Source organism: Pseudomonas sp. EpS/L25, assembly GCF_001512295.1.
In the GTDB taxonomy this organism is placed as follows: Bacteria; Pseudomonadota; Gammaproteobacteria; order Pseudomonadales; family Pseudomonadaceae; genus Chryseomonas.
This window is the reverse complement of the sequence record NZ_LNUP01000015.1, coordinates 794,396-816,603: the sequence shown is the minus strand read 5'-3', so window position 1 is coordinate 816,603 and position 22,208 is coordinate 794,396. Positions and strand designations below refer to the sequence as shown.

Genomic DNA, 22,208 nt, shown 5'->3' with positions numbered 1-22,208 from the left:
TAAACTCCCCCATCATTTACGCTGCGAGATCGTCCATGGGTCTGCTTCGCCTGCTGTTGTGGCTCGTCCTGCTGGGCGCGCTGTTCTGGATGGTCAGACGCTGGTGGCGCGGCAAGACACGACCGCAGGCCAACAAGGCGCGACCGCTGCCGCCCAATCCCATGGTGCGCTGTGCCCATTGCGGGGTCCACGTGCCGCAGGAGCGGGCACTGCCCGACGGCGACCACCAACGCTGGTACTGCAGCGCCGAACATCGCCGGTTGCAGCATGAGCCGCGAAACTGACACGAGCCTCCTGAGAGCCGAGGCGGTCCTGCGGCTCTACCACCTCTACCGCATCGTCATCGGCCTGGCGCTGGTCGTGCTGATCTCCAGCGATCTGGACCAGCATTGGCTGCGCACGGTGGACGGTCAGCTGTTCCGCCAGTCCAGCTGGGCCTATCTCGCCATCAACGTCGTCCTGGCGCTGAGCCAGCGCTACTGGCGCAGCCATGCCTTCGCCCTGGCGCTGCTCGACATCCTCGCCCTCGGCGGCCTGTTCTTCCTGGCGGGCGGTATCGCCAGCGGCATGGGCAGCCTGCTGGTGGTGACGGTGGGGGTTTCCAACGTCCTGATCCGCGGGCGGCGCGGCCTGCTCATCGCCGCACTGGCGGCCATCGCCCTGCTGCTCGCCACCGGCTATCTGGACCTGCGCCGCGGCGATGGCGGCAGCGGCTACGTCCAGGCGGCCGGCCTGGGCACGCTCTGCTTCGCCACCGCGCTGCTGGTCCAGGGGCTGGTACGGCGCCTGCTGGACAGCCAGGCCCTGGCCGAGACACGCGCCACCGCCGTGGCCGAACTGGAAGCGCTCAATGCCCTCATCCTCGAGCGGATGCGCACCGGCATCCTGGTGTTCGATACCGAGTATCGGGTGCTGCTGGCCAACCCCGCCGCCCGGCGCCTGCTCGGAGTCGACGACGATACCGCCATCACCCCGCTGACCTCGGGGCTGGCCCAGCGTCTGGAAGAGTGGGAGCGCAACCCCAGCATCCGCCCCGCAACGCTGCGCGCCTATGCCAATGGTCCCTTGTTGCAGCCGACCTTCGCCCGCCTGCAACAGGGTGAGGGCGAGCGCATCCTGACCTTCCTCGAAGATGTCTCGCGAATCGCCCAGCAGGCGCAGCAACTCAAGCTCGCCTCCCTCGGCCGCCTGACGGCCGGCATCGCCCACGAGATCCGCAATCCGCTGGGCGCCATCAGCCATGCGGCGCAATTGCTGCAGGAATCCGAGGAGCTGACCACGCCAGACCGGCGTCTGGCGCAGATCATCCAGGACCAGTCGCGACGGATGAACCGGGTGGTGGAAAACGTCCTGCAGCTGTCCCGGCGGCGCCAGTCGGCCCCCCAACTGATCGACCTGCGCTACTGGGCCCACCGTTTCGCCGGCGAGCTGCGCCCTACCCTGCCCGCCGGCCAGACGCTGCACGTCAAGACCGAACCCGGCACCCTGCAGACCCACATGGACCCTCACCAGCTGGGGCAGATCCTCACCAACCTGGTGCAGAACGGCCTGCGCTACAGCGGCACCGGCCAGGTCTGGCTCAGCGTCTATCGCGATCCCGAGAGCGACCTGCCCATCCTCGACGTGGTGGACGATGGCCCGGGCGTCGCCGCCGAGCAGCTCGATCATCTCTTCGAGCCCTTCTTCACCACGGAGAACAAGGGAACCGGGCTGGGCCTGTACATCTCCCGAGAGCTTTGCGAGAGCAATCAGGCCAGACTTGGCTATCATCCCCTGGCGAACGGCAGCTGTTTTCGCATCACCTTCGCCCATCCCCGCACAATGAGCTGAGCATGGCCAGACAGAAAGTCCTGATCGTCGATGACGAACCCGATATCCGCGAACTCTTGGAAATCACCCTCGGCCGGATGAAGCTCGACACGGCCAGCGCCAATAACATCGCCGATGCGCGCGCCATCCTCGAGCGGGAAAGCTTCGACCTCTGCCTGACCGACATGCGCCTGCCGGATGGCTCCGGCCTCGAGCTGATCCAGTTCATCCAGCAGCGCCTGCCGCAACTGCCGGTGGCCATGATCACCGCCTTCGGCAGCCTGGAAACCGCCGTCCAGGCACTCAAGGCCGGTGCCTTCGACTACCTCACCAAGCCGGTGGACCTGCCGCGCCTGCGCGAGCTGGTGGGTACCGCCCTGCGTCTGTCCGGCCCCGCCAATCCGGCCGCCGGCGCCAGCGAGACGCAACTGCTCGGCGAGTCACCGCCCATGCAGGCCCTGCGTACCCAGATCGCCAAGCTGGCGCGCAGCCAGGCACCGGTCTACATCAGCGGCGAATCGGGCAGCGGCAAGGAGCGCGTGGCACGCCTGATCCACGAGCAAGGCCCGCGTGCCGGCAAGCCCTTCGTCCCGGTCAACTGCGGTGCCATCCCCTCGGAATTGATGGAAAGCGAGTTCTTCGGTCATCGCAAGGGCAGCTTCACTGGCGCCATCGAAGACAAGCAGGGCCTGTTCCAGGCGGCCCAGGGCGGCACCCTGTTCCTCGACGAGGTAGCCGACCTGCCGCTACCGATGCAGGTCAAGCTGCTGCGCGCCATCCAGGAAAAGGCCGTGCGTCCGGTAGGCAGTCAGCAGGAGATCAGCCTGGACGTACGCATCCTCAGCGCTACCCACAAGGACCTCGCCGCCGAAGTCGCCGCCGGCACCTTCCGCCAGGATCTCTACTACCGCCTCAACGTCATCGAATTGCAGGTACCAGCCCTGCGCGAGCGCCGTGAAGACATCGGCGCGCTCGCCAGCTACATGCTCCATCGCCTGGCACGAGATGCCGGACTCGCCCCGGCGACGCTCGGCGAGGATGCCCTGGCCAAGCTCAAGAGCTACCGCTTCCCGGGTAACGTCCGCGAACTGGAAAACATGCTGGAACGCGCCTACACCCTCTGCGAGGGCGACATCATCCGGCCGAACGACCTGCGGCTGGCCGATGCACCCGCCACGACCGCCAACGGCGAGGCCAGTCTGGCCAACATCGACAATCTCGAAGACCATCTGGAATCCATCGAACGCCAGCTGATCATGCAGGCGCTCGAGGAAACCCGCTGGAATCGCACCGCCGCAGCGGAACGCCTGGGTCTGTCGTTCCGCTCCATGCGCTATCGCCTGAAGAAGCTCGGCATCGACTGATCACCCGAGCCTCAGCCGGGCGGCCGGCGCATAGGGCGCCGGATCGATGATGGGCGTGCGCTTGGTGAGCAGATCGGTCAACAGCTGGCAGGAGGCCGGTGCCAGCACCAGGCCATTGCGATAGTGGCCGCAGTTGAGCCACAGGCCAGGCAACTCCGCCACCGGGCCGATGAAGGGCACGCCATCCGGCGAACCCGGGCGCAGCCCCGCCCAATGCGCCACTGGCGCCTGGGCGGCGAGTGCCGGCAGCAGCTCGGCAGCCGAGGTCTGCAGACTGGCCAGCGCCTCGGCCGTCGGCGTCTTGTCGAACTCGGCGTGCTCCAGGGTGCTGCCGATCAGGATATGACCATCGCGGCGAGGAATGGCGTAGCGCCCCTTGGCCAGCACCATGCTGCTCAGATAACCCTCCGGCTGCCGATAGAGCAGCATCTGGCCCTTGACCGGATTCACCGGCACCGCCAGGCCCAGGGTGCGCAGCAACTCGCCGCTCCAGGCGCCGGCACAGACCACGACAGACTCGGCATGGATGGCCTCGCGTGCCGTCTGCACCCCTGTTACGCGCTCACCCTGGCGCAGGAAGCCTGTCACTGGCGACTCGCTCAATAGCGTCACGTTCGGCATGCGCAACAGGGCTTCCCGCAAGGAGCGCACCAGGCGCGGATTGCGCACATTGGCCACCCCGGCCATGAATACCGCGCGCTCGTAGCCCGCTCCCAGCACCGGTACCCGACCACGCACCTCGTCCATCGACACCGACGAGAGCGGTCTGACGTTGCGCCGCGCCCACTCCAGCGCCTCGGCCTCGTCCTCCAGGTCCAGCCAGTACAGGCCGGTCACCTCGACCTCCGGATCGATGCCCGTTTCCTGCCGCAGGCGTTCGCCCAGCGCCGGATAGAAATCCTGGGACCAGTGCGCCAATGCCGTCACGGCAGGTTGATAGCGCCATGGATAGAGTGGCGAGACGATCCCGCCACCCGCCCAGGACGCTTCCCGTCCAGGCTCGCCCCGCTCCACCAACACCACCCGCCGACCGCTCAAGGACAGGTGATAGGCCGATAACAAGCCAATGGCACCGGCCCCTACCACAGCCACATCGAAACTCACGTCACACCTCTAGCACCTTGGAATTGACTCGCCAGCACGACGTCATTAAATCGCTTCTTCGGCCAGGAAGGCCGGAAGACTACGCAAGGACGTCGATATGGCACACCGCAACACGCGAGGCGTCAGCCTCTTCGAACTGCTCATCTGCCTCAGTGTACTCGGCATCGTCACGGCGCTGGCGGCGCCCGCGTTCGGCGAACTGCTGCAACGTAACCGCCAGCAGATCGCCATCGAACATCTGAGGGAAACGGTCAATTTCGCCCGCACCGCCGCCATCACCAGAAAAAGCACGGTTTCCATCTGCCATGCGCCAGCGGATACCTGCGAAGCCACCAACCTCTGGTCAGCCGCGACGCGCGTCTTTCCCGATCTTGATCGTGATGGGCTGCAGTCCGCCGCAGAGGCGACGCTGCTGGTCAGCGAACTGCCGGACGGTCTGCACTGGCGCTGGAACAACTTCCGCACCCAGCCCCATCTCACCTTCCTGAGCAACGGCACCACCGACTCCCTGAATGGCAGTTTCATCCTCTGTCGGGGCGACACTCCGCTCGCCCGCCTCGTCCTGAACAAAGCAGGACGGATCGAACCAGGGAATCTCCGCGAGAGCGACCACTGCGTTTAAACCCGCGTACCAGACACCTTGCTCTTTCGACCGGATATCCGTAGCCAGCTACTCCCTAGCGTCAGAATCCCCCATGCTACGAATCCCAACATGGCGAATGTCGACGATGCGTACCCAGTACGGTTTCACTCTTATCGAAACGATGGTAGCGATCGCCATCTTGGCGATCGTGATCAGCATCGCCGCGCCGTCCTTTACCCGCATGCTGCAAAGCAATCGTGCAGCTGTTTTAAGTAATGAGCTGCTAGGAACACTGCAAATCGCTCGTTCCGAAGCCCTTAAACGGCGAACCAACGTCGTGCTGTGCCGAAGTACCGCAGGCAGCAGCAACTGCGTAAGCGGTACGGACTGGTCATCCGGCTGGCTCCTGATGCAGGGCAACACCGTATTACGGACTTGGGAACCAATCAGTGGCGGTACTCTGTTGGGCCCCAGTGCTGGCATGACCTATCAAGGCAACGGTCTGACCACGCTTGCAGGTGGCACCCAAGCAACGTTCACCATAACGACCTCATCCACATGCAGCCGTACCATACAGGTCAGTACGACTGGCAATGCCACGGTCAGCGCAGGTGGCTGCCCATGACTGGACCCTTGCGACAAAAAGGCGCCACGCTGATCGAAGTGCTGGTTGCCATGCTCATACTCGCCATCGGATTGCTCGGCTTGGCCGGTTTGCAGACGGTCAGCGTCCAGAGCAACCAAGGGGCCTACTTCCGCTCTCAAGCCACTATCTTGGCCAATGACATCGTTGATCGGATGCGAGCGAACCGGGTTGCCGCTCTGGCTGACCGCAGCAGTTATTCAGCCAGTTTCCCTACCGCGACTACCAACAATGCCGTCACCGGCACGGTCGCCCAGCAAGACGTCAATGGCTGGCTGAACGCCCTGGCGCTCAGCCTTCCCCAGGGCACGGGCAGCCTCAGCCTGGATAACACGAACAATGTCACCGTCATCGTCTGCTGGAATGATCGCCGAGCAGCCATCAAATCGGCTCAGGCTGTGGCGGCAACAAATGACACCTGCAGCAGCCCTGCGAGCACCAACACTAGCCTTGAGCGCTTCACCTACAGGACTCAGCTATGAGCGCCGTCTCAGCCAAAGGTCAGCGCGGGCTTTCCATCATCGAACTGATGATCGCCCTGCTGCTTGGGTTGCTGTTGATGGGAGGCGTGCTGCAGCTGTTCCTCTCATCCAAACGGACCTACCTGACCAACGCAGCGCTGTCCCAGGTACAGGAGTCCGGACGTTTCGCGCTCGAGTTCCTCGCCTATGATCTACGCAATGCGGGCTATAGAGGTGAGTGCCTTAGCCCGTTACAGCCACTGCCCACGACACTCACTCAACAAGCCAACGGCCAAGACGATCTTCGCCTTGTCATGGGCGCGGGCATCCAGGGTTGGAGTACCGCGAGTAATGCACAGAATCCAGCCAATACGCCCGCGTGGCTGACATCCATATTCAACGCGAGGGCCAATGGTTCCGATGTGATACTGCTGAAACACGCAGCGGACCCGCCGGCTGGCGTGGTTATCAGTGGATCGACGACTTCGCAGATTTCCACCACTAGTGCAACTGGGCTACCACAGAACAGGCTTCTGGTCATTGATGATCCAGGTGCCTGCTTCTTGTTCGCCAACCAAAGTGGACCGACTGACAGCAATGTATCTGTGGGAGGGGGCCAGAGTTTTGGCCGACAGTACCGCACCACGGCTCATCTACTGCTCTACCAAAGCGCGGTGTACTACTTGCGGGACAATGGCACGGGCGTTCCATCGCTCTGGAGACAGGCCTATAACGCGCCTAATCAGCCCGCAGAAGAGTTAGTCGGGGGTATCCAACAGCTGCAGATCCGCTACGCAGTGGGTCAAGCAAGCGGCCAAATAAACCTTGGCGCCGACGGCCAGGCTTACCAGGATGCAAGCGCCATTACTGACTGGCAGAGCGTGATCGCCGCCCAGATAAGCCTGATCGCGGTGAGCAATGCCACTAACGTCGTCGCGCCTAATCAACAAGTGCTTTTCAACAACGCCGCGGTGACCATACCCAATGGGCGCCTTGCTCAGGTGTTCACCCTGACCGTTAGCCTGCGAAACCATCTGCCATGAATCCGCTTCCTTCATCCCAGCGCGGCGCGATCCTGATCGTTACCCTGGTAATGCTACTGCTTCTGACCTTGCTGGCTTTGGGAAGCATGCGTGGAACCACGCTGGAGGAGCGCATGGCCGGTAACCTGCGCGACGAAAGCCAAGCCTTCCAAGCCGCGGAGATGGCACAACGAGCGGCGGAGGTCCAGCTGAAGAGTATCAGCGTCGCGCAGCTGCAAGGAATGACCGCTACGCAGACAGTCACCCTCAATCCAACAGACCTACAGCCCGCAACCTATAGCCTAATCCCACTGCCGGGCGTCCGATTCGTGGCCGCCGGCGAGAGTATCGACTCGACGGAGCCTAGCAAGGTCAGTGTCCTACGTATCACCAGTCGTGGTCAGGGCGCCGCTCAGGATGCCGCGCAGGGCGTCGGTGCGACACCCACTACCAGCTCAACCGTCAACATAAGCACCCTCTATATCAGGCGTTAGGTTTCGGAGAGCCTTTCATGTATCGATCTTCCGCATTCCATGACTACCTCCGCCCCTTGAGCTTTCTGGCGGGCCTGATTCTGATCCCGCTCGTCCAGGCCGCTCAACCTTCAGTTTCTCAGACGCCCTTGGCAACCGGTGGCAACATACCGGGCAGCCTAGCTCTGGTACCTTCTGTAGAGTGGCCGACAGTGCTATCGGTGGCCAACCTGGGCAGCTATAGCTCTGCCAACACCTATAGTGGCTATTTCGATTCCAACAAATGCTACCTATATACGTACGCCAACGCTGGCGGCCCCTCGGGCTCTTCCAATTTAGATAACAGCTGGTTCCAACCAAATTCTGCCGCTATCAACCGTCAATGCACCGGTGCCAAACAATGGAGCGGTAATTTTCTAAATTGGGCTGCGACCCCGACCATCGACCCTTTTCGCAGCGCTCTTACGGGAGGCGCACGCGTCAGAGACACTACAAGTCTGACTGTCTTGCAGAAGGCCCGACACGATGGTCAAAACGATGCGGGCAATCGCCTCAATTCCACCCAAGGATTGATCCCTCAATCTGAGATTGCTGGAGCCACGCCCTTTGCAGCCGCGTGGGACCGCCTCTATGTCAGGCTCCAAGGACAAGGCTTTGACATGCTGTTTTCCTATTGGAACGACAGGATTGGCGGCGGGGGCTCTCAAGGGGAGATGCAAAGTGTTTGGACAGACTTCAACCCCACCGACACCTCGGGACAATGGAACGGAAATGCACTAAACAAGGACTACTACCCAAACAACAACAATAGACAACCAAGATACAGCGTCTATAAAGTTCGTATTCAGGTAAGGGTGTGCGATCCGAATATCGGATTGGAAAGTAACTGCAAGCGCTACTCTGCCACAAACTACAAGCCTGAAGGCCTACTGCAACAATATTCCGACCGACTGCGTTATTCGGTATTCAGCTACCTCAACGATTCGGATTCGTTCAGAGATGGCGGAGTGTTACGTGCCAACCAAAAATTCATCGGCCCCACTCAGCCCGATCAGACCCCCAATGATCGGGCTGAGTGGAATGCTACAACTGGCATCCAAGGTACCAATCCCTCTCCTACTGAGGCGAGCGGCACTCCAGGCACCACTGGCATCACCAATAGCGGCGTCCTGAACTATCTGAATAAATTCGGCTCTATGCCCTATGACAATCAAAACAACTACCGTGTACTGAAGAGCTTCGACCCGGTCAGCGAGCTCTATTACACCGCCATCCGCTATTTCAAGCACCAAGGTAACGTTGCCGCTTATAGCAATCTGACGGGAGATGCCACCAACCGCTATGCACAGGCCGATGGTTTTCCCGTTGTCACTCAATGGGATGACCCCATCAATTATTCCTGCCAGAAAAACGTGATTCTCGGTATCGGTGATACCAACACCTGGGAGGACAAGAACTTGCCAGGCGGCAATACCTCATCTGGCGGCGAGCCCGCGAAGCCTGCGGAGGTCACAGCGGATCCATCAGTCAACGTAGAAACCGCCACTCAGAAAGTTGCATCGCTCGAAGGAATCACCATCAATACGCCCTTCACTGGCCGCGGCAACTCTGCCTATATTGCTGGTCTAGCCTACGATGCTCATACCAAGGACCAACGCAGCGACTTAACCGGCGATCAGACGATCTCTACCTACTGGATGGATGTACGCGAAAACCAGACGCTGGCCGGCCGCGCAACTAACCAATATTGGCTAGCCGCCAAGTACGGCGGCTTCAGTGTGCCCCAGAACTTTTCTTCGAGCGATGCCACCAGTGCCAGCATCACCGATAATCTCTGGTGGACCAGCGGTGACATTTTGGCTACTGGGGACAAAAGGCCTGATAACTTCTTCGTGGCCAGCGATGCTCAGGCCATGACAACCAGCTTAAAGAAAGCCTTCGCCCAGATCGCCAGTGAAACCAGCACCACCAGTACGGCACTCGGGGCTAGTGGTACCGAGCTTAATACTGGCGCAGCCCTGTTCCAAGCCAGTTTCAGCCCCAAATACTGGAGCGGCGACTTGGTTGCCCGGGCATTTAATTCGGACGGCACGCTAGGCACAGCCCCTACTTGGAGCGCCGCAACCAAACTGGATGCACAAGATCTGGCTACGCGTAGCAGAAATATCTTTACCATCAGTGCACCAGCTAGCGGGAACCTGGTGGCAACAGGGGGTCTCAATTTCAATTGGACCAGCCTGGACGATGCTGCCAAGACGGCATTGCGTAACAACGGAGACGGCACCTCGGTGAGCGATACCGAAGGCCAGCGGCGTCTGGCCTACCTTCAGGGTGATCGCAGCCAGGAAACCGTTGCCGTGAATCCCTTGCGAAAAAGAGCTAGCCGCCTGGGTGACATTGTCAATTCCGACCCTCTATATATTGGTCAGCCAGATTACGGCTACAACCTACTGCCAGATGACATGGGTGGTGGTCAAAAATATATAGATTTCCGCACAGACAATGCGAGCCGTACTCCTATGGTGGCCGTCGGTGCCAACGACGGCATGTTGCACGTATTCGATGGCAGCCTTGGTACAACGGGCGGCAATGAACTCTTCGCTTACGTCCCCCGAGGAGTCTTGAGCAACCTGTATCGATTGACCCAGCAAGACTATAGCCATAAATACTACGTGGATGGCCCTGCAGCTTCTTCCGATGTGTATTACAGCGGTGCCTGGCACACTCTGCTGGTAGGTACCACGGGGGCTGGTGGCAATTCCGTATTCGCTCTAGAGCTGCCCTCTGACGGCCGAATGATCAGTACCAATGTACTCTGGGAATTCTCGTCTTCCGACATGCACTACCCTATTCAGAAGCCAGCTATCGTTGCCCTGCCCAATGGCAAGTTTGGCGTCATCGTCACCAGCGGCTTCAGCGATGGCGACGTAACCAACGGCAAGGTGTGGATACTGGATGCGAGTAACGGACAAGTTCTCAAGACTTTCACCTTGACGACTACAGGTGGACTAGGCGCCCCCCTGGCCGTCGACTTGAACAACGACCGCATCGCCGACTCTCTCTATGTGGGCGATACAGTCGGCAATCTGTGGAGGTTCGATATTTCCAGCACCAACCCGAACAATTGGCAGACTCCCACCACTCCGTTATTTACCGCAACCACGGGATCGAGCTACGGCAATGTCCCGCAGCCTATTACCGCCCCCCTTAGTGCGGCGCTGAATACGGACGGCAAAGCCATCATTCTCTTCGGTACCGGCAGCTATTATCGAGTAGGTGACAACGTCATCTCCGCTCAGCCACGCCTAGAGAGCTTCTACGCCATTATCGACCGGGGCCAGACGGTCACCCGTGATCAGTTGCTCGAACAGCGAATCATCGCCCAGGGAACGGTAGGCACGAGCCAGGCAAGAGCAACGAGCAATTTCGCTCTTGGCTCAGGGCAGGCCGGCTGGTTCATGGATTTGACCTGGAAAACAGCGCAAGGAGGCACAGGCGCATTGACGGGTGAAAGGGTTATAGCCAAGGCCTCGCTACATGGCGGCGCGGTCATTTTCACCAGCATGACGCCCTCCAGCGACCCCTGTACGGGTGGCGGTACTAGCTGGGTCATGGCAGTCAATGCACTGACCGGTAGTCGGTTCAATTACAGCTACTTTGACCTCAACAAGGACGGCCAGCTAAATGCCAGCGATTACCTTACCGTGGGCAACCTGTCGATCCCTGCTTCAGGGGTACTCAATGAGGGAGGTGCTTCCAAAGGCGTCTTCCTGGGCAACAAACCGAACGACACTCAACCGGGAACCGATACGATCTGCGTTTCTCAGGCCAATGGCGGGGTAAAATGCAGTGTTATTCCGCAGGGCAGCCGCACCTCCGGACGAATGTCTTGGCGAGAGGTCAGAAACCAGTGATGAAGAAATCTGCTAAGCCCTTGCAAGGGGGCTTCACCCTTATCGAAGTGATGATCGTGGTGGCCATTGTCGGCATCCTTGCCGCCATCGCCTACCCGTCGTATATGGAACACGTACGCAAAGGTTATCGCGCCGACGCCGAGGCATCGCTGACGGAACTGTCACAGTTCATGGAAAGAGCTTTCACAGGTCTTGGCCGGTATACCTCAGACGCTGCAGGTAGCACCGCGCCGACTCTACCTTTTGCCAGTTCGCCCAAGGATAGCAGTCGTGCGGTTTATGACCTGAGCCTGAGCAATGTCTCGACTACCGGCTATACCCTTCAAGCCACACCTCGCGCCAACGGCCCCATGGCAGCGGACCGCTGTGGAAGCCTGACGCTCACCAACACCGGCCTCAAAGGACAGACCGGCGCAAACGTGACCACCGCCGACTGCTGGCGCCGCTAGGGCGCCAAAGGTTCAGTCCTAGACGGCCTTTACCCTGAGCTCCCGCGGCAGGGTGAAGGTGATGTTTTCCGGCTCGCCTTCCAGCTCCACCTCGCCGGTGGCGCCCCAGCTTTGCAGCCGGTCGATGACACCACGTACCAGCACCTCGGGAGCCGAGGCGCCCGCGGTCACGCCGATGCGCTGCACGCCTTCGAACCAGCTTTGCTGCATGTCCTCGGCGCCGTCGATGAGGTAGGCCGGGGTGCCCAGGCGTTCGGCGAGTTCGCGCAGGCGGTTGGAGTTGGAACTGCTAGGGCTGCCGACCACCAGTACCACGTCGCTTTCCAGCGCCAGGGTCTTCACCGCGTCCTGGCGGTTGGTGGTGGCGTAGCAGATGTCGTTCTTGCGCGGGCCGTTGATGTGGGGAAACTTGGCGCGCAGGGCATCGATGACCTTGCGGGTGTCGTCCATCGACAGGGTCGTCTGGGAGACATAGAACAGGGCCTCGGGGTTACGCACCTCGAGCTTCGCCACGTCTTCCTCGTCCTCCACCAGGTAGATGGCGCCGCCAGCACGGTCGTCGTACTGGCCCATGGTGCCCTCCACTTCCGGATGCCCGGCGTGGCCGATGAGAATGCACTCCTGGCCATCGCGGCTGTAGCGCGCCACTTCCATGTGCACCTTGGTCACCAGCGGGCAGGTGGCGTCGAACACCTTGAGGCCCCGCTCGGCGGCCTCGCGGCGCACGGCCTGGGAGACGCCGTGGGCGCTGAAGATGAGGATGACGTCATCCGGCACGTCGGCCACGTCTTCGACGAAGACGGCACCGCGGGCACGCAGGTTGTCGACCACGAACTTGTTGTGCACCACTTCGTGCCGCACGTAGATGGGCGGACCGAAGACGTCCAGCGCCCGGTCGACGATGTCGATGGCGCGGTCCACGCCGGCGCAGAAGCCGCGGGGATTGGCGAGCTTGATCTGCATAGGCTCCTCTGCCCGCTTCACGGGCGGCGGTAGATCAATGGGAGACGGCAGGCTCGATGGCCAGGATTTCCACGTCGAAGGTCAGCACACGGCCAGCCAGCGGGTGGTTGAAGTCGATGATGACCTGCTCATCGTCAAAGCTTTTGACCACGCCAGGCATCTCGCCACCGGCGGCGTCGCTGAAGATGATCAGCAGGCCGGGGGACAGCTCCATGTCGCTGAAGTCGTCGCGCGTCATGGTTTGCAGGTTACCGTCGTTGGGCTGGCCGAAGCCGCGCTCCGGCGGAATGGTCAGACTGGTCTTGGCGCCGGCCTCGAGGCCGAACAAGGCCTGCTCGAAACCGGGCAGCAGGTTGCCGTCGCCCACGGTAAAGGTGGCGGGCGCCTTGTCGAAGGTGCTGTCCACCACGTCACCGTTCTGCAGCTTGATGGCGAAATGCAGGGTGACCCGGGTGTCCGGGCCGATGGTGATTTCAGCCATGGGCTTCCTCGGGCTTTTTCTTGCGGAACATGTCCAGGGCCAGCATCACGGCGCCGACGGTGATGGCACTGTCGGCCAGGTTGAAGGCCGGGTAGTACCACTCCTGGCGCCAGTGCACCAGGATGAAGTCGATGACGTGGCCGAGCACCAGGCGATCATAGAGATTGCCCAGGGCGCCGCCGAGGATCAGTGCCAGGGCGATGGCGGTCCAGGTGTCGTTGCGCAGGCGCTTGAGCCAGATCACCAGCACCACGCTCACCACCGCGGCGATGCCGGCGAAGAACCAGCGCTGCCAGCCGGAGTGATCGGCGAGAAAGCTGAAGGCGGCGCCAGGATTGTAGGCCAGGGTCCAGCTGAGGATGTCCGGAATCACCGGCACCTGCTGGTAGAGCGACAGGTTGGCCTGGAAGTAGAGCTTGGTCAGTTGATCCAGCAGGATCACCAGCACACTCAAGGCCAACCAGGGCAAGGCACCGAAACGCTGGGCGTCACGCATGCTCGCGCACCTCGCCGGCACCATAGACGTTGGTCACGCAGCGCTCGCAGATCTCCGGGTGCTCAGCGTCCTGGCCGACACTGTGGCTGTGGTGCCAGCAGCGGGCGCACTTGGATGCCTCTGACTTGCGCACCACCAGCTTGAGCCCGCTCAGCTCGCTCGCCACGGCGCCTTCCGGTGCCTGCTCCAGCGGCTGCACGGCCGCCTGGGAGGAGATCAGCACGAATCTGAGTTCGTTGCCCAGGGCCTCCAGCACGGTCTGCAAGGCGCTGTCGGCGTAGAGGGTGATCTCCGCCTGCAGGCTGCCCCCCAGGGTCTTGGCCGCGCGCTGGTTTTCCAGCTCCTTGTTGACCGCCGCCTTGACCGCCATGACCTGATCCCAATAGGCGCGATCCAGGGTCGCACCCTCGGGCAGGGCGAAAAGGCCGTCGTACCAGGTGGTCAGCATCACCGATTCTTCCCGCTCGCCCGGCAGGTATTGCCAGATCTCGTCGGCGGTGAAGGACAGGATGGGGGCGATCCAGCGCACCAGGGCCTCGGCGATGAGGTACAGCGCGGTCTGGCAGGAACGCCGCGGCAGGCTGTCGGCGCCGGTGGTGTACTGGCGGTCCTTGATGATGTCCAGATAGAAGCCGCCCAGCTCCTGCACGCAGAAGTTGTGCACCTTCTGGTAGACGTTGAGGAAGCGGTACTCGGCGTAGGCCTGTTCGATTTCCTTCTGCAGCAGCAGGGCGCGATCCACGGCCCAGCGGTCCAGATCGATCATGTCCTCGGGGGCGACACTATTGACCGCCGGATCGAAGCCGGACAGGTTGGAGAGCAGGAAGCGCGCGGTGTTGCGGATGCGGCGATAGGAGTCGGCGCTACGCTGCAGGATCTGGTCGGAGACCGCCATCTCGCCGGTGTAGTCGGTCGAAGCGACCCAGAGGCGCAGGATGTCAGCGCCCAGGCTGTCGATGACCTTTTGCGGGGCGACCACGTTGCCCAGCGACTTGGACTGCTTGCGACCCTGCTCGTCCACGGTGAAACCGTGGGTCAGCAATTCCTTGTAGGGGGCATGGCCGTCGATGGCGCAACCGGTCAGCAGCGAGGAGTGGAACCAGCCACGGTGCTGGTCGGAACCTTCCAGGTAGAGATCGGCCACCGGCCCCTGAGCATGGCCGAGCTCGGCATGGGAGCCGCGCAATACGTGCCAGTGGGTGGTGCCGGAATCGAACCAGACGTCGAGGGTGTCGCGGCTCTTGTCGTACTGGCTGGCTGCGGCGCCGAGCAGCTCGGTCGGATCCAGCTTGAACCAGGCTTCGATGCCCTCGCGCTCGACGCGCTGGGCGACCTCTTCCATCAGCTCGACGGTACGCGGGTGCAGCTCGCCGCTTTCCTTGTGGGTAAAGAAGGGAATCGGCACACCCCAGTTGCGCTGGCGCGAGATGCACCAGTCGGGACGGCCGGCGATCATGCCGTGCAGCCGCGCCTGGCCCCAGGCCGGGACGAACCGGGTCTGCTCGATGGCTGCCAGGGAGCGCTCACGCAGGGTGGCGCCTTCGTTGGGCTGTTTATCCATGCCGACGAACCACTGGGCGGTGGCGCGGTAGATCAGCGGGGTCTTGTGACGCCAGCAGTGCATGTAGCTGTGGTTGATCACCTCATGCTTGAGCAAGGCGTTCACCTCTTCCAGCTTGGCGACGATGGCCGGATTCACCTTCCAGATGAACTGGCCACCGAACAGCGGCAGCGATTCGGCGTAGACGCCGTTGCTCTGTACCGGATTGAGGATGTCGTCGTTGTTCAGGCCGTATTGCTTGCAGATGCGGAAGTCGTCTTCGCCATAGGCGGGCGAGCAATGCACGATACCCGTGCCCGCGCTCAGCTCGACGTAGTCGGCCAGGTAGATAGGCGACAGTCGCTCGTACAGCGGATGACAGAAGTTGATCAGGTCCAGCGCCACGCCAGGCGCAGTGGCGATCACCTCGCCCTGCAGGCCGTAGCGCGCCAGGCAACTCTCGACCAGCTCCTCGGCCAGCAGCAGCAGGCGATCACCGACGTCCACCAGCGCATAGGTGAACTCGGGATGGACGTTGAGCGCCTGGTTGGCCGGAATGGTCCAGGGGGTGGTGGTCCAGATGACGATGGCGGTGGCCTTGGGCAGCTCACCCAGGCCAAAGGCGGCCGCCAGCTTATCCGCATCGGCAACGGGGAAGGCCACGTCGATGGCATCGGATCGCTTGTCTTGGTATTCCACCTCGGCCTCGGCCAGGGCCGAGCCGCAGTCGAAGCAGAAGTTGACCGGCTTGAGGCCCTTGAACACGAAGCCCTTCTTGACCATCTCGCCCAAAGCGCGGATCTCACCGGCCTCGTTGGCGAAGTTCATGGTCAGGTAGGGATTGCTCCAGTCACCCAGCACACCCAGACGGACGAAGCCGGCCTTCTGCTCTTCGATCTGCTCGCTGGCATAGGCCCGGCAGCGCTCGCGGGTCAGGTCCGCCGGCTGGTTCTTGCCGAAGGTGGTCTCCACCTTGTGCTCGATGGGCAGGCCATGGCAGTCCCAGCCCGGCACATAGGGGACGTCGAAGCCGGCCAGGGTCTTGGAACGGGTGATGATGTCCTTGAGGATCTTGTTCAGCGCATGACCGATGTGGATGCTGCCGTTGGCATAGGGCGGACCGTCATGCAGGATGAAGGTCGGCCGGCCCTTGCCGATGGCGCGCAGCTTCCCGTACAGGTCAATGTCCTGCCAGCGCTTGAGCGCTTCCGGCTCGCGCTGTGGCAGGCCGGCTTTCATCGGGAACGCCGTTTCCGGCAGGTTGAGCGTCGCTTTGTAATCGGTCATGTCAGTCCAGGCTCGTTGACGGTTGCCCCTGCCAGAAGGCGCGGGCCGTGGCGACGTCCGCTTCGATCGCCGCCTTGAGGGCCTCCAGAGAGGCGAATTTCTGTTCGTCGCGCACCTTCTGCACGAAGGTCACGCTGAGGTGGCGACCATAGAGGTCACCGGCAAAGTCCAGCAGATGGATCTCCAGATGCGGACGACCATCGCCCTGCACCGTGGGTCGCTGGCCGATGTTGGCCACACCCGGTACCACCCGCCCATCGATCAGGCTGCTGACCAGGTAGACGCCGCGCAGCGGCGGGCGCCGCCGCTTGAGCTGGACATTGGCGGTCGGCCAACCCAGCTGGCGCGCCAGCTTCTGGCCATGCAGCACCCGCCCCGAGAGGCTGTAGGGTCGGCCCAGCATGCGCTCGGCCAGGGCTAGGTCACCGTCGACCAGGGCCTGGCGGATCAGGGTGCTGCTTACCCGTAGGCCATCCAGCTCCACGGTGGTGGCAGCTTCCAGGGTGAAGCCATGCTCGCGGGCGGCGAGGTTCAGGTAGGTGAAGTCGCCGGCGCGGTCGCAACCGAAACGGAAGTCATCACCGATCTCCAGGTGCTTGACGCCCAGCCCTTCCACCAGCACTTGCTGGACGAAGGCCTCGGCGGACAGCTCGCGCAGCCGGCGATTGAAGTTCAGGCACAGCACGTTGTCGACGCCCAGGCGGGCGAAGCACTCCAGCTTCTCGCGCAGGCGGGTCAGGCGTACCGGCGCCACGTCGGGCAGGAAGAATTCGCGCGGCTGGGGTTCGAAGATCACCACGCAACTGGGCACACCGAGCTCCGCCGCCCGCTCACGCAACCGCGCGAGGATGGCCTGGTGCCCCAGGTGAACCCCGTCGAAGTTGCCGATGGTGGCAACGCAGCCCTTGGGCAGGGCGTCGAGATGATGGAGACCGCGAAACAGCTGCATGGGTAGGTATTGCTCAGAAATTAATCGATTATATCTGGATGCCCGCGCCGAGGACAGGCGCATGCCCCGGCTTCGTGCAACCCTCCGGCGGGCTAGATCAGCGCCTTCCGATTGAAGTCCCGCAGGCGGAAGCCGAGCAGGAAGAGGCTGGCGAAATAGGCCAGCACCCCCGCCGCCACCAGGACGCCCAGACGCAGCAGGCGCCGCCACATCAGGCCCTCGCTCCAACTGGGCAGCAGTTGCATGAGTCCAAACAGCACCGCACTCATCACCCCCACGGCGACCAGGAGGCGCAGCAGGAAGCTCGACCAGCCGGGCTGGGGGATGAACAGGTTATGGCGACGCAATTGCCAGAATAAAAGGCCCGCGTTGAGACAGGCCGCCAGACCGATAGACAGGGCCAGGCCGACATGCTGCAGCGGGCCGATCAGGATCAGGTTGAGTACCTGGGTCACCACTAGGGTAAAGATGGCGATCTTCACCGGCGTCTTGATGTTCTGCTGGGCATAGAAGCCGGGCGCCAGCACCTTCACCAGGATGATACCGAGCAGCCCGACGGCGTAGGCGACCAGTGCTCGCTGGGTCATCAGGGCATCGTGGGCATCGAAGCGGCCGTACTGGAACAGCGAGACGGTCAGCGGCTCGGACAGTAGCGCCAGGGCAGCGGCGCAGGGCAGTACCAGCAGGAAGCACAGCCGCAGGCCCCAATCGAGCAGGCGTGAGTACTCCTGGCGATCGGCCTTGGCGTAGGTGCGCGACAGCGCCGGCAGCAGGATGGTCCCCAGGGCCACCCCCAGCACCCCGGAGGGCAGCTCCATCAGGCGGTCGGCGTAGTACATCCAGGACACCGAGCCGGCGGCCAGGAAGGAGGCGAAGATGGTGTTGATGATCAGCGAGATCTGACTGACCGATACCCCGAGGATCGCCGGCCCCATCTGTTTCATCACCCGCCAGACGCCGGTGTCACGCAGATTCAGCCGCGGCAGCACCAACATGCCGATGCGTTTCAGGTGCGGCAACTGATAGAGGAACTGTGCCAGGCCACCCACCAGCGTCGCCCAGGCCAGGGCCATGATCGGCGGATTGAAATAGGGCGTCAGGAACAGTGCGAAGACGATCATGCTGAGGTTGAGCAGCGTCGGCACGAAGGCCGGTACGCTGAACCTGTTCCAGGTGTTGAGCACGGCCCCGGCCAGGGAGGCCAGGGAGATCAGCAGGATGTAGGGAAAGGTCACCCGCAGCAGCTCGGACGTGAGGGCGAATTTTTCCGGCGTATCGGCGAAGCCCGGCGCAGTGATCCAGATCACCAGCGGCGCCGCCAGCATGCCCAATACCGTGACTACCGCCAGCACCAGGGTCAGCAGGCCACTGACATAGGCCAGGAAGGTCCGGGTGGCCTCCTCGCCCTGCTGGGCCTTGTACTCGGCCAGGATGGGCACGAAGGCCTGGGAGAAGGCACCTTCGGCGAAGATCCGCCGCAGGAGATTGGGCAGCTTGAAGGCGACGAAGAAGGCGTCGGTGGCCATGCCGGCGCCGAAGGTACGGGCGACGATGGTGTCGCGGACGAAACCCAGCACGCGGGACAGCATGGTCATGGAGCTGACGGCGGCCAGGGACTTGAGCAGATTCATGGCGGAGGAAGGACTCGGTGAACGCGGCGGGGCGTAGCGAAAGGCGCGAGTTGGCGCGATCGCGCGGTTTGCGCAAGAGGCCGAGTGTAACGAGGCCCTTCATCGGCGACCAGCCGGATATCCATCCAGACAGCCTTGACAGCCGCCGCCAGGGACGTCAAGATTCGCGACCTTAATTTAGCTCTGTACTTGCTACAGAGTTCGCTCTGTACTCAATACAGTCTTTTTCGAAGGAGCTCCACGGTGGCTAACTCCCCCTCCGCCAAAAAACGCGCCAAACAGGCTGAGAAGCGTCGCAGCCACAATGCGAGCCTGCGCTCCATGGTGCGTACCTACATCAAGAACGTCGTCAAGGCGATCGAAGCCAAGGACCTGGAAAAAGCCAAGTCCGCCTACGTCGCTGCCGTTCCGGTCATCGACCGCATGGCCGACAAGGGCATCATCGACAAGAACAAGGCCGCTCGTCACAAGAGCCGCCTGAACGCGCACATCAAGGCCCTGGCTACCCCCGCCGCTGCCTGATAAGCGTTCGAATGAAAAACCGGCCTAGGCCGGTTTTTTATTGCCTGCGATTTGAGGCTCCCGACACCTCTCCGAGGAGGCGCCAGGATCGACGAGATCAGACCAGAACCAGATTGTCCCTGTGGATCAGCTCGGGCTCGTAGACGTAGCCGAGCTCGACGACGATGGCATCGGAGGGCCGCCCCAGGATCCGGCGCGCCTCGGTCGCACTGTAGTTGACCAGCCCCCGTGCCACCTCGCGCCCATCGGGCCCGACACAGGCGACCATCTCACCGCGACGGAAGCTGCCTTCCAGGTCCTGCACCCCCACCGGCAGCAGGCTACGATGCCCGCCAACCAGGGCCTGGACCGCCCCGGCATCCAAGCGCAGCGTACCGCGCACCTGCAGGTGCCCCGCCAGCCATTGCTTGCGCGCCGCCACCAGGCCACGTTCGGGCGACAACAGAGTACCCAGCTGCTCGCCCCGCTGCAGGCGACTGAGCACCTGCTGGATACGGCCGCCGACGATGACCGTGTAGGCACCGGAACGCGCCGCCAGGCGCGCTGCGCGCAGCTTGGTCTGCATGCCACCACGCCCCAGGGCACCACCGGTGCCGCCGGCGACCAGATCCAGGGCCGGATCGTCCGCTCGCGCCTCACTGATGAGGCTGGCGTCGGGATTGCTGCGCGGATCGGCGTCGAACATGCCGTCGCGGTCGGTAAGGATCACCAGCAGATCGGCTTCGACCAGGTTAGCCACTAGCGCAGCCAGGGTATCGTTGTCACCGAAGCGGATCTCGTCGGTGACCACGGTATCGTTCTCGTTGATCACCGGCACCACGCCCAGGCCGACCAGAGTACGCAAGGTACTGCGGGCGTTGAGGTAACGCTTGCGGTCCGACAGGTCGTCGTGGGTGAGCAGGATCTGTGCGGTCTGCACCTGATGCTCGGCGAAACTGGACTCCCAGGCCTGCACCAAGCCCATCTGCCCCACCGCCGCCGCTGCCTGCAACTCATTGATGGCGGTCGGCCGCTGCGCCCAACCGAGCCGACTCATGCCGGCGGCCACCGCGCCCGAGGACACCAGCACCAGCTCGATACCCGCCTGGTGCAGGGCCACCATCTGCTCGACCCAGCCAGCCATGGCCCCACCATCCAGGCAGCGGCCATCGTCGGTCAGCAGGGCACTGCCGATCTTCACCACCCAGCGCTGGGCGCCAGACACCTGATCACGCATGGGCAAGCTCCTTTCTTACCGTACGTAGAAGATTTCCGGACCGTCACCGTCGTCTTCGTCATCATCGAAGTCGTCGTCTTCGTCCACCGCCTTGACGCCCGAGCGGCGCAGGGCACGCTGGTCATCCAGCGCCTGCAACCGCGCCCGCGCCTCGTCCTCGATCCGCTGATCGAGCTCCTGCAGGGCTTCAGCGTAGGCCGGATCCTCGGCGAGGCGCAGGGAGCGCTCGTCCAGGTACTGCATGATCGCCTGGCACAGCGCCTCGGTGCCTTCGCGCTCCAGCGCAGAGATGACGAAGACCGGGCCCTGCCAATCCAGGCGCTCGACGACCGCCTTGAGACGCTCGTCGCGCTCCTCGTCGAGCAACTGGTCGGCCTTGTTCAGCACCAGCCAACGATCACGTTCGCCCAGCGCCGGACTGAACTTGGTCAACTCGTTGATGATGGTCTCGGCCGCTTCGGCCGGATCGCTCTCATCCAGCGGCGCCATGTCGACGAGGTGCAACAGCAAGCGGGTCCGCGCCAGGTGCTTGAGGAAGCGGATACCCAGGCCGGCGCCCTCGGAGGCCCCCTCGATCAGTCCGGGGATGTCGGCGACCACGAAGCTCTTGAAGCGCCCCACGCTGACTACACCCAGGTTCGGCACCAGGGTGGTGAAGGGATAGTCCGCCACCTTGGGCTTGGCGGCCGAAACGGCACGAATGAAGGTGCTCTTGCCGGCATTGGGCAGGCCGAGCAGACCGATGTCCGCCAGCACCTTGAGCTCCAGCTTGAGATCGCGCTCTTCGCCGGGCTTGCCGGGCGTGGTCTGCCGCGGCGCGCGGTTGGTGCTGGATTTGAAACGGGTATTGCCCAGACCGTGCCAGCCGCCCTGGACGACACGGATGCGCTGGCCCGGCTGGGTCAGGTCACCGATGATTTCCTGGGTCGCCGCATCGATCACCGTGGTACCCACGGGCACCGGTAGCACCAGGTCTTCACCCTTGGCGCCCGTGCACTCGGTACTGCCGCCCTTCTCACCATTCTGCGCAGTGAAGCGGCGGGTGTAACGGTAATCGACCAGGGTGTTCAGGTTGATATCGGCCTCGAGCCAGATCGACCCGCCATCACCACCGTCACCACCGTTGGGGCCACCCTTTTCGATGAATTTCTCCCGACGGAAACTCATCATGCCGTTGCCGCCGTCACCCGCTTTTACGTGTATGGATACTTCATCGACGAATTTCATCTGGACCTCCCGCGCTCGCGGGCCGCTGCAAACAAGGAACTAGTGTGTCGCTTCAGGCATTCGCGCAAGATTGG

Annotated in this window: 20 protein-coding genes; 11 read left to right on the top strand and 9 right to left on the bottom strand. The window is 62.6% G+C overall.

From position 1 onward, the window contains the following. Window positions 1-35 precede the first annotated feature (35 nt). From AR540_RS20270 to AR540_RS20260, 3 genes are read left to right on the top strand one after another with little or no spacing between them, the layout of a single operon-like run. A complete protein-coding gene (locus AR540_RS20270; RefSeq protein WP_059231454.1) occupies window positions 36-284 on the top strand; it encodes a PP0621 family protein in 249 nt (82 codons plus the stop codon). Continuing rightward, a complete protein-coding gene (locus tag AR540_RS20265; RefSeq protein ID WP_059231452.1) occupies window positions 268-1,830 on the top strand; it encodes a sensor histidine kinase in 1,563 nt (520 codons plus the stop codon). The genes AR540_RS20270 and AR540_RS20265 overlap by 17 nt, the downstream gene beginning before the upstream one ends. Before the next feature lie 2 nt (window positions 1,831-1,832). Further along, a complete protein-coding gene (locus AR540_RS20260; protein WP_059231451.1) occupies window positions 1,833-3,173 on the top strand; it encodes a sigma-54-dependent transcriptional regulator in 1,341 nt (446 codons plus the stop codon). Here the strand turns inward: AR540_RS20260 and thiO are convergent, their stop codons facing one another. Then, window positions 3,174-4,277, bottom strand: a complete 1,104-nt coding sequence (thiO, locus tag AR540_RS20255; protein WP_059231449.1) for a glycine oxidase ThiO — start codon at window positions 4,275-4,277, stop codon at window positions 3,174-3,176. 97 nt (window positions 4,278-4,374) lie between these two features. Between thiO and AR540_RS20250 the strand changes: the two genes are divergently transcribed. The 7 genes from AR540_RS20250 to AR540_RS20225 all read left to right on the top strand — a co-directional run bounded on the left by AR540_RS20250 (window position 4,375) and on the right by AR540_RS20225 (window position 11,822). Further along, window positions 4,375-4,899 (top strand): GspH/FimT family pseudopilin, encoded by a 525-nt coding sequence (locus AR540_RS20250; RefSeq protein ID WP_059231447.1) that lies wholly within the window; start codon window positions 4,375-4,377, stop codon window positions 4,897-4,899. 106 nt (window positions 4,900-5,005) lie between these two features. Beyond that, window positions 5,006-5,485: a GspH/FimT family pseudopilin gene (locus tag AR540_RS24975; RefSeq protein WP_082707074.1), complete on the top strand. Its 480-nt coding sequence runs from the start codon at window positions 5,006-5,008 to the stop codon at window positions 5,483-5,485. Further along, a complete protein-coding gene (gene pilV, locus AR540_RS20245) occupies window positions 5,482-5,985 on the top strand; it encodes a type IV pilus modification protein PilV (RefSeq protein ID WP_059231445.1) in 504 nt (167 codons plus the stop codon). Before AR540_RS24975 ends, pilV begins: the two co-directional genes overlap by 4 nt. Beyond that, window positions 5,982-7,007 (top strand): PilW family protein, encoded by a 1,026-nt coding sequence (locus AR540_RS20240; protein ID WP_059231442.1) that lies wholly within the window; start codon window positions 5,982-5,984, stop codon window positions 7,005-7,007. Before pilV ends, AR540_RS20240 begins: the two co-directional genes overlap by 4 nt. Beyond that, entirely contained in the window at window positions 7,004-7,480 is a 477-nt protein-coding gene (locus tag AR540_RS20235) for a pilus assembly PilX family protein (RefSeq protein WP_059231440.1), read from the top strand. The genes AR540_RS20240 and AR540_RS20235 overlap by 4 nt, the downstream gene beginning before the upstream one ends. Window positions 7,481-7,497: 17 nt before the next feature. After that, entirely contained in the window at window positions 7,498-11,373 is a 3,876-nt protein-coding gene (locus AR540_RS20230; RefSeq protein WP_082707055.1) for a pilus assembly protein, read from the top strand. Further along, on the top strand, window positions 11,373-11,822 hold the full coding sequence (locus AR540_RS20225) for a type IV pilin protein (protein ID WP_059231436.1): 450 nt from the start codon (window positions 11,373-11,375) through the stop codon (window positions 11,820-11,822). Before AR540_RS20230 ends, AR540_RS20225 begins: the two co-directional genes overlap by 1 nt. 18 nt (window positions 11,823-11,840) lie before the next feature. Here AR540_RS20225 and ispH read toward each other — a convergent pair whose 3' ends face one another. From ispH to murJ, 6 genes are all read right to left on the bottom strand, one after another. Next, the gene (gene ispH / locus AR540_RS20220; protein ID WP_059231434.1) at window positions 11,841-12,785 is read right to left on the bottom strand and encodes a 4-hydroxy-3-methylbut-2-enyl diphosphate reductase; all 945 of its coding nucleotides are present in this window, start codon (window positions 12,783-12,785) and stop codon (window positions 11,841-11,843) included. Between the two features lie 34 nt (window positions 12,786-12,819). Beyond that, on the bottom strand, window positions 12,820-13,266 hold the full coding sequence (fkpB, locus tag AR540_RS20215; RefSeq protein ID WP_059231431.1) for an FKBP-type peptidyl-prolyl cis-trans isomerase: 447 nt from the start codon (window positions 13,264-13,266) through the stop codon (window positions 12,820-12,822). Further along, window positions 13,259-13,762 (bottom strand): signal peptidase II, encoded by a 504-nt coding sequence (gene lspA / locus AR540_RS20210; RefSeq protein ID WP_059231429.1) that lies wholly within the window; start codon window positions 13,760-13,762, stop codon window positions 13,259-13,261. The genes fkpB and lspA overlap by 8 nt, the downstream gene beginning before the upstream one ends. Then, window positions 13,755-16,589: an isoleucine--tRNA ligase gene (gene ileS, locus AR540_RS20205; RefSeq protein WP_059231427.1), complete on the bottom strand. Its 2,835-nt coding sequence runs from the start codon at window positions 16,587-16,589 to the stop codon at window positions 13,755-13,757. Before ileS ends, lspA begins: the two co-directional genes overlap by 8 nt. A gap of 1 nt (window position 16,590) precedes the next feature. Next, complete coding sequence (gene ribF, locus AR540_RS20200) at window positions 16,591-17,538, bottom strand: bifunctional riboflavin kinase/FAD synthetase (RefSeq protein WP_059231425.1); 948 nt, start codon at window positions 17,536-17,538, stop codon at window positions 16,591-16,593. Between the two features lie 92 nt (window positions 17,539-17,630). Continuing rightward, window positions 17,631-19,169 (bottom strand): murein biosynthesis integral membrane protein MurJ, encoded by a 1,539-nt coding sequence (gene murJ / locus AR540_RS20195; RefSeq protein ID WP_059231423.1) that lies wholly within the window; start codon window positions 19,167-19,169, stop codon window positions 17,631-17,633. Window positions 19,170-19,412: 243 nt separating this feature from the next. Between murJ and rpsT the strand changes: the two genes are divergently transcribed. Continuing rightward, window positions 19,413-19,691: a 30S ribosomal protein S20 gene (gene rpsT / locus AR540_RS20190; protein ID WP_007160795.1), complete on the top strand. Its 279-nt coding sequence runs from the start codon at window positions 19,413-19,415 to the stop codon at window positions 19,689-19,691. A 97-nt stretch (window positions 19,692-19,788) separates the two neighbouring features. On the opposite strand, the gene proB is transcribed toward rpsT, so the two are convergent. Both proB and cgtA read right to left on the bottom strand, forming a co-directional pair. Beyond that, a complete protein-coding gene (gene proB, locus AR540_RS20185) occupies window positions 19,789-20,907 on the bottom strand; it encodes a glutamate 5-kinase (protein WP_059231421.1) in 1,119 nt (372 codons plus the stop codon). A gap of 15 nt (window positions 20,908-20,922) precedes the next feature. Beyond that, on the bottom strand, window positions 20,923-22,134 hold the full coding sequence (cgtA, locus tag AR540_RS20180; protein WP_059231419.1) for an Obg family GTPase CgtA: 1,212 nt from the start codon (window positions 22,132-22,134) through the stop codon (window positions 20,923-20,925). Between the last annotated feature and the right edge of the window lie 74 nt (window positions 22,135-22,208).

What these genes read in the sequence shown, in the direction of transcription:
- AR540_RS20270 (WP_059231454.1), top strand. Translation starts at nt 36, where the DNA reads ATGGGTCTGCTTCGCCTGCTGTTGTGGCTCGTCCTGCTGGGCGCGCTG.
- AR540_RS20265 (WP_059231452.1), top strand. Translation starts at nt 268, where the DNA reads ATGAGCCGCGAAACTGACACGAGCCTCCTGAGAGCCGAGGCGGTCCTG.
- AR540_RS20260 (WP_059231451.1), top strand. Translation starts at nt 1,833, where the DNA reads ATGGCCAGACAGAAAGTCCTGATCGTCGATGACGAACCCGATATCCGC.
- AR540_RS20250 (WP_059231447.1), top strand. Translation starts at nt 4,375, where the DNA reads ATGGCACACCGCAACACGCGAGGCGTCAGCCTCTTCGAACTGCTCATC.
- AR540_RS24975 (WP_082707074.1), top strand. Translation starts at nt 5,006, where the DNA reads ATGCGTACCCAGTACGGTTTCACTCTTATCGAAACGATGGTAGCGATC.
- pilV (WP_059231445.1), top strand. Translation starts at nt 5,482, where the DNA reads ATGACTGGACCCTTGCGACAAAAAGGCGCCACGCTGATCGAAGTGCTG.
- AR540_RS20240 (WP_059231442.1), top strand. Translation starts at nt 5,982, where the DNA reads ATGAGCGCCGTCTCAGCCAAAGGTCAGCGCGGGCTTTCCATCATCGAA.
- AR540_RS20235 (WP_059231440.1), top strand. Translation starts at nt 7,004, where the DNA reads ATGAATCCGCTTCCTTCATCCCAGCGCGGCGCGATCCTGATCGTTACC.
- AR540_RS20230 (WP_082707055.1), top strand. Translation starts at nt 7,498, where the DNA reads ATGTATCGATCTTCCGCATTCCATGACTACCTCCGCCCCTTGAGCTTT.
- AR540_RS20225 (WP_059231436.1), top strand. Translation starts at nt 11,373, where the DNA reads ATGAAGAAATCTGCTAAGCCCTTGCAAGGGGGCTTCACCCTTATCGAA.
- ispH (WP_059231434.1), bottom strand. Translation starts at nt 12,785, where the DNA reads ATGCAGATCAAGCTCGCCAATCCCCGCGGCTTCTGCGCCGGCGTGGAC.
- fkpB (WP_059231431.1), bottom strand. Translation starts at nt 13,266, where the DNA reads ATGGCTGAAATCACCATCGGCCCGGACACCCGGGTCACCCTGCATTTC.
- lspA (WP_059231429.1), bottom strand. Translation starts at nt 13,762, where the DNA reads ATGCGTGACGCCCAGCGTTTCGGTGCCTTGCCCTGGTTGGCCTTGAGT.
- ileS (WP_059231427.1), bottom strand. Translation starts at nt 16,589, where the DNA reads ATGACCGATTACAAAGCGACGCTCAACCTGCCGGAAACGGCGTTCCCG.
- ribF (WP_059231425.1), bottom strand. Translation starts at nt 17,538, where the DNA reads ATGCAGCTGTTTCGCGGTCTCCATCATCTCGACGCCCTGCCCAAGGGC.
- murJ (WP_059231423.1), bottom strand. Translation starts at nt 19,169, where the DNA reads ATGAATCTGCTCAAGTCCCTGGCCGCCGTCAGCTCCATGACCATGCTG.
- proB (WP_059231421.1), bottom strand. Translation starts at nt 20,907, where the DNA reads ATGCGTGATCAGGTGTCTGGCGCCCAGCGCTGGGTGGTGAAGATCGGC.
- cgtA (WP_059231419.1), bottom strand. Translation starts at nt 22,134, where the DNA reads ATGAAATTCGTCGATGAAGTATCCATACACGTAAAAGCGGGTGACGGC.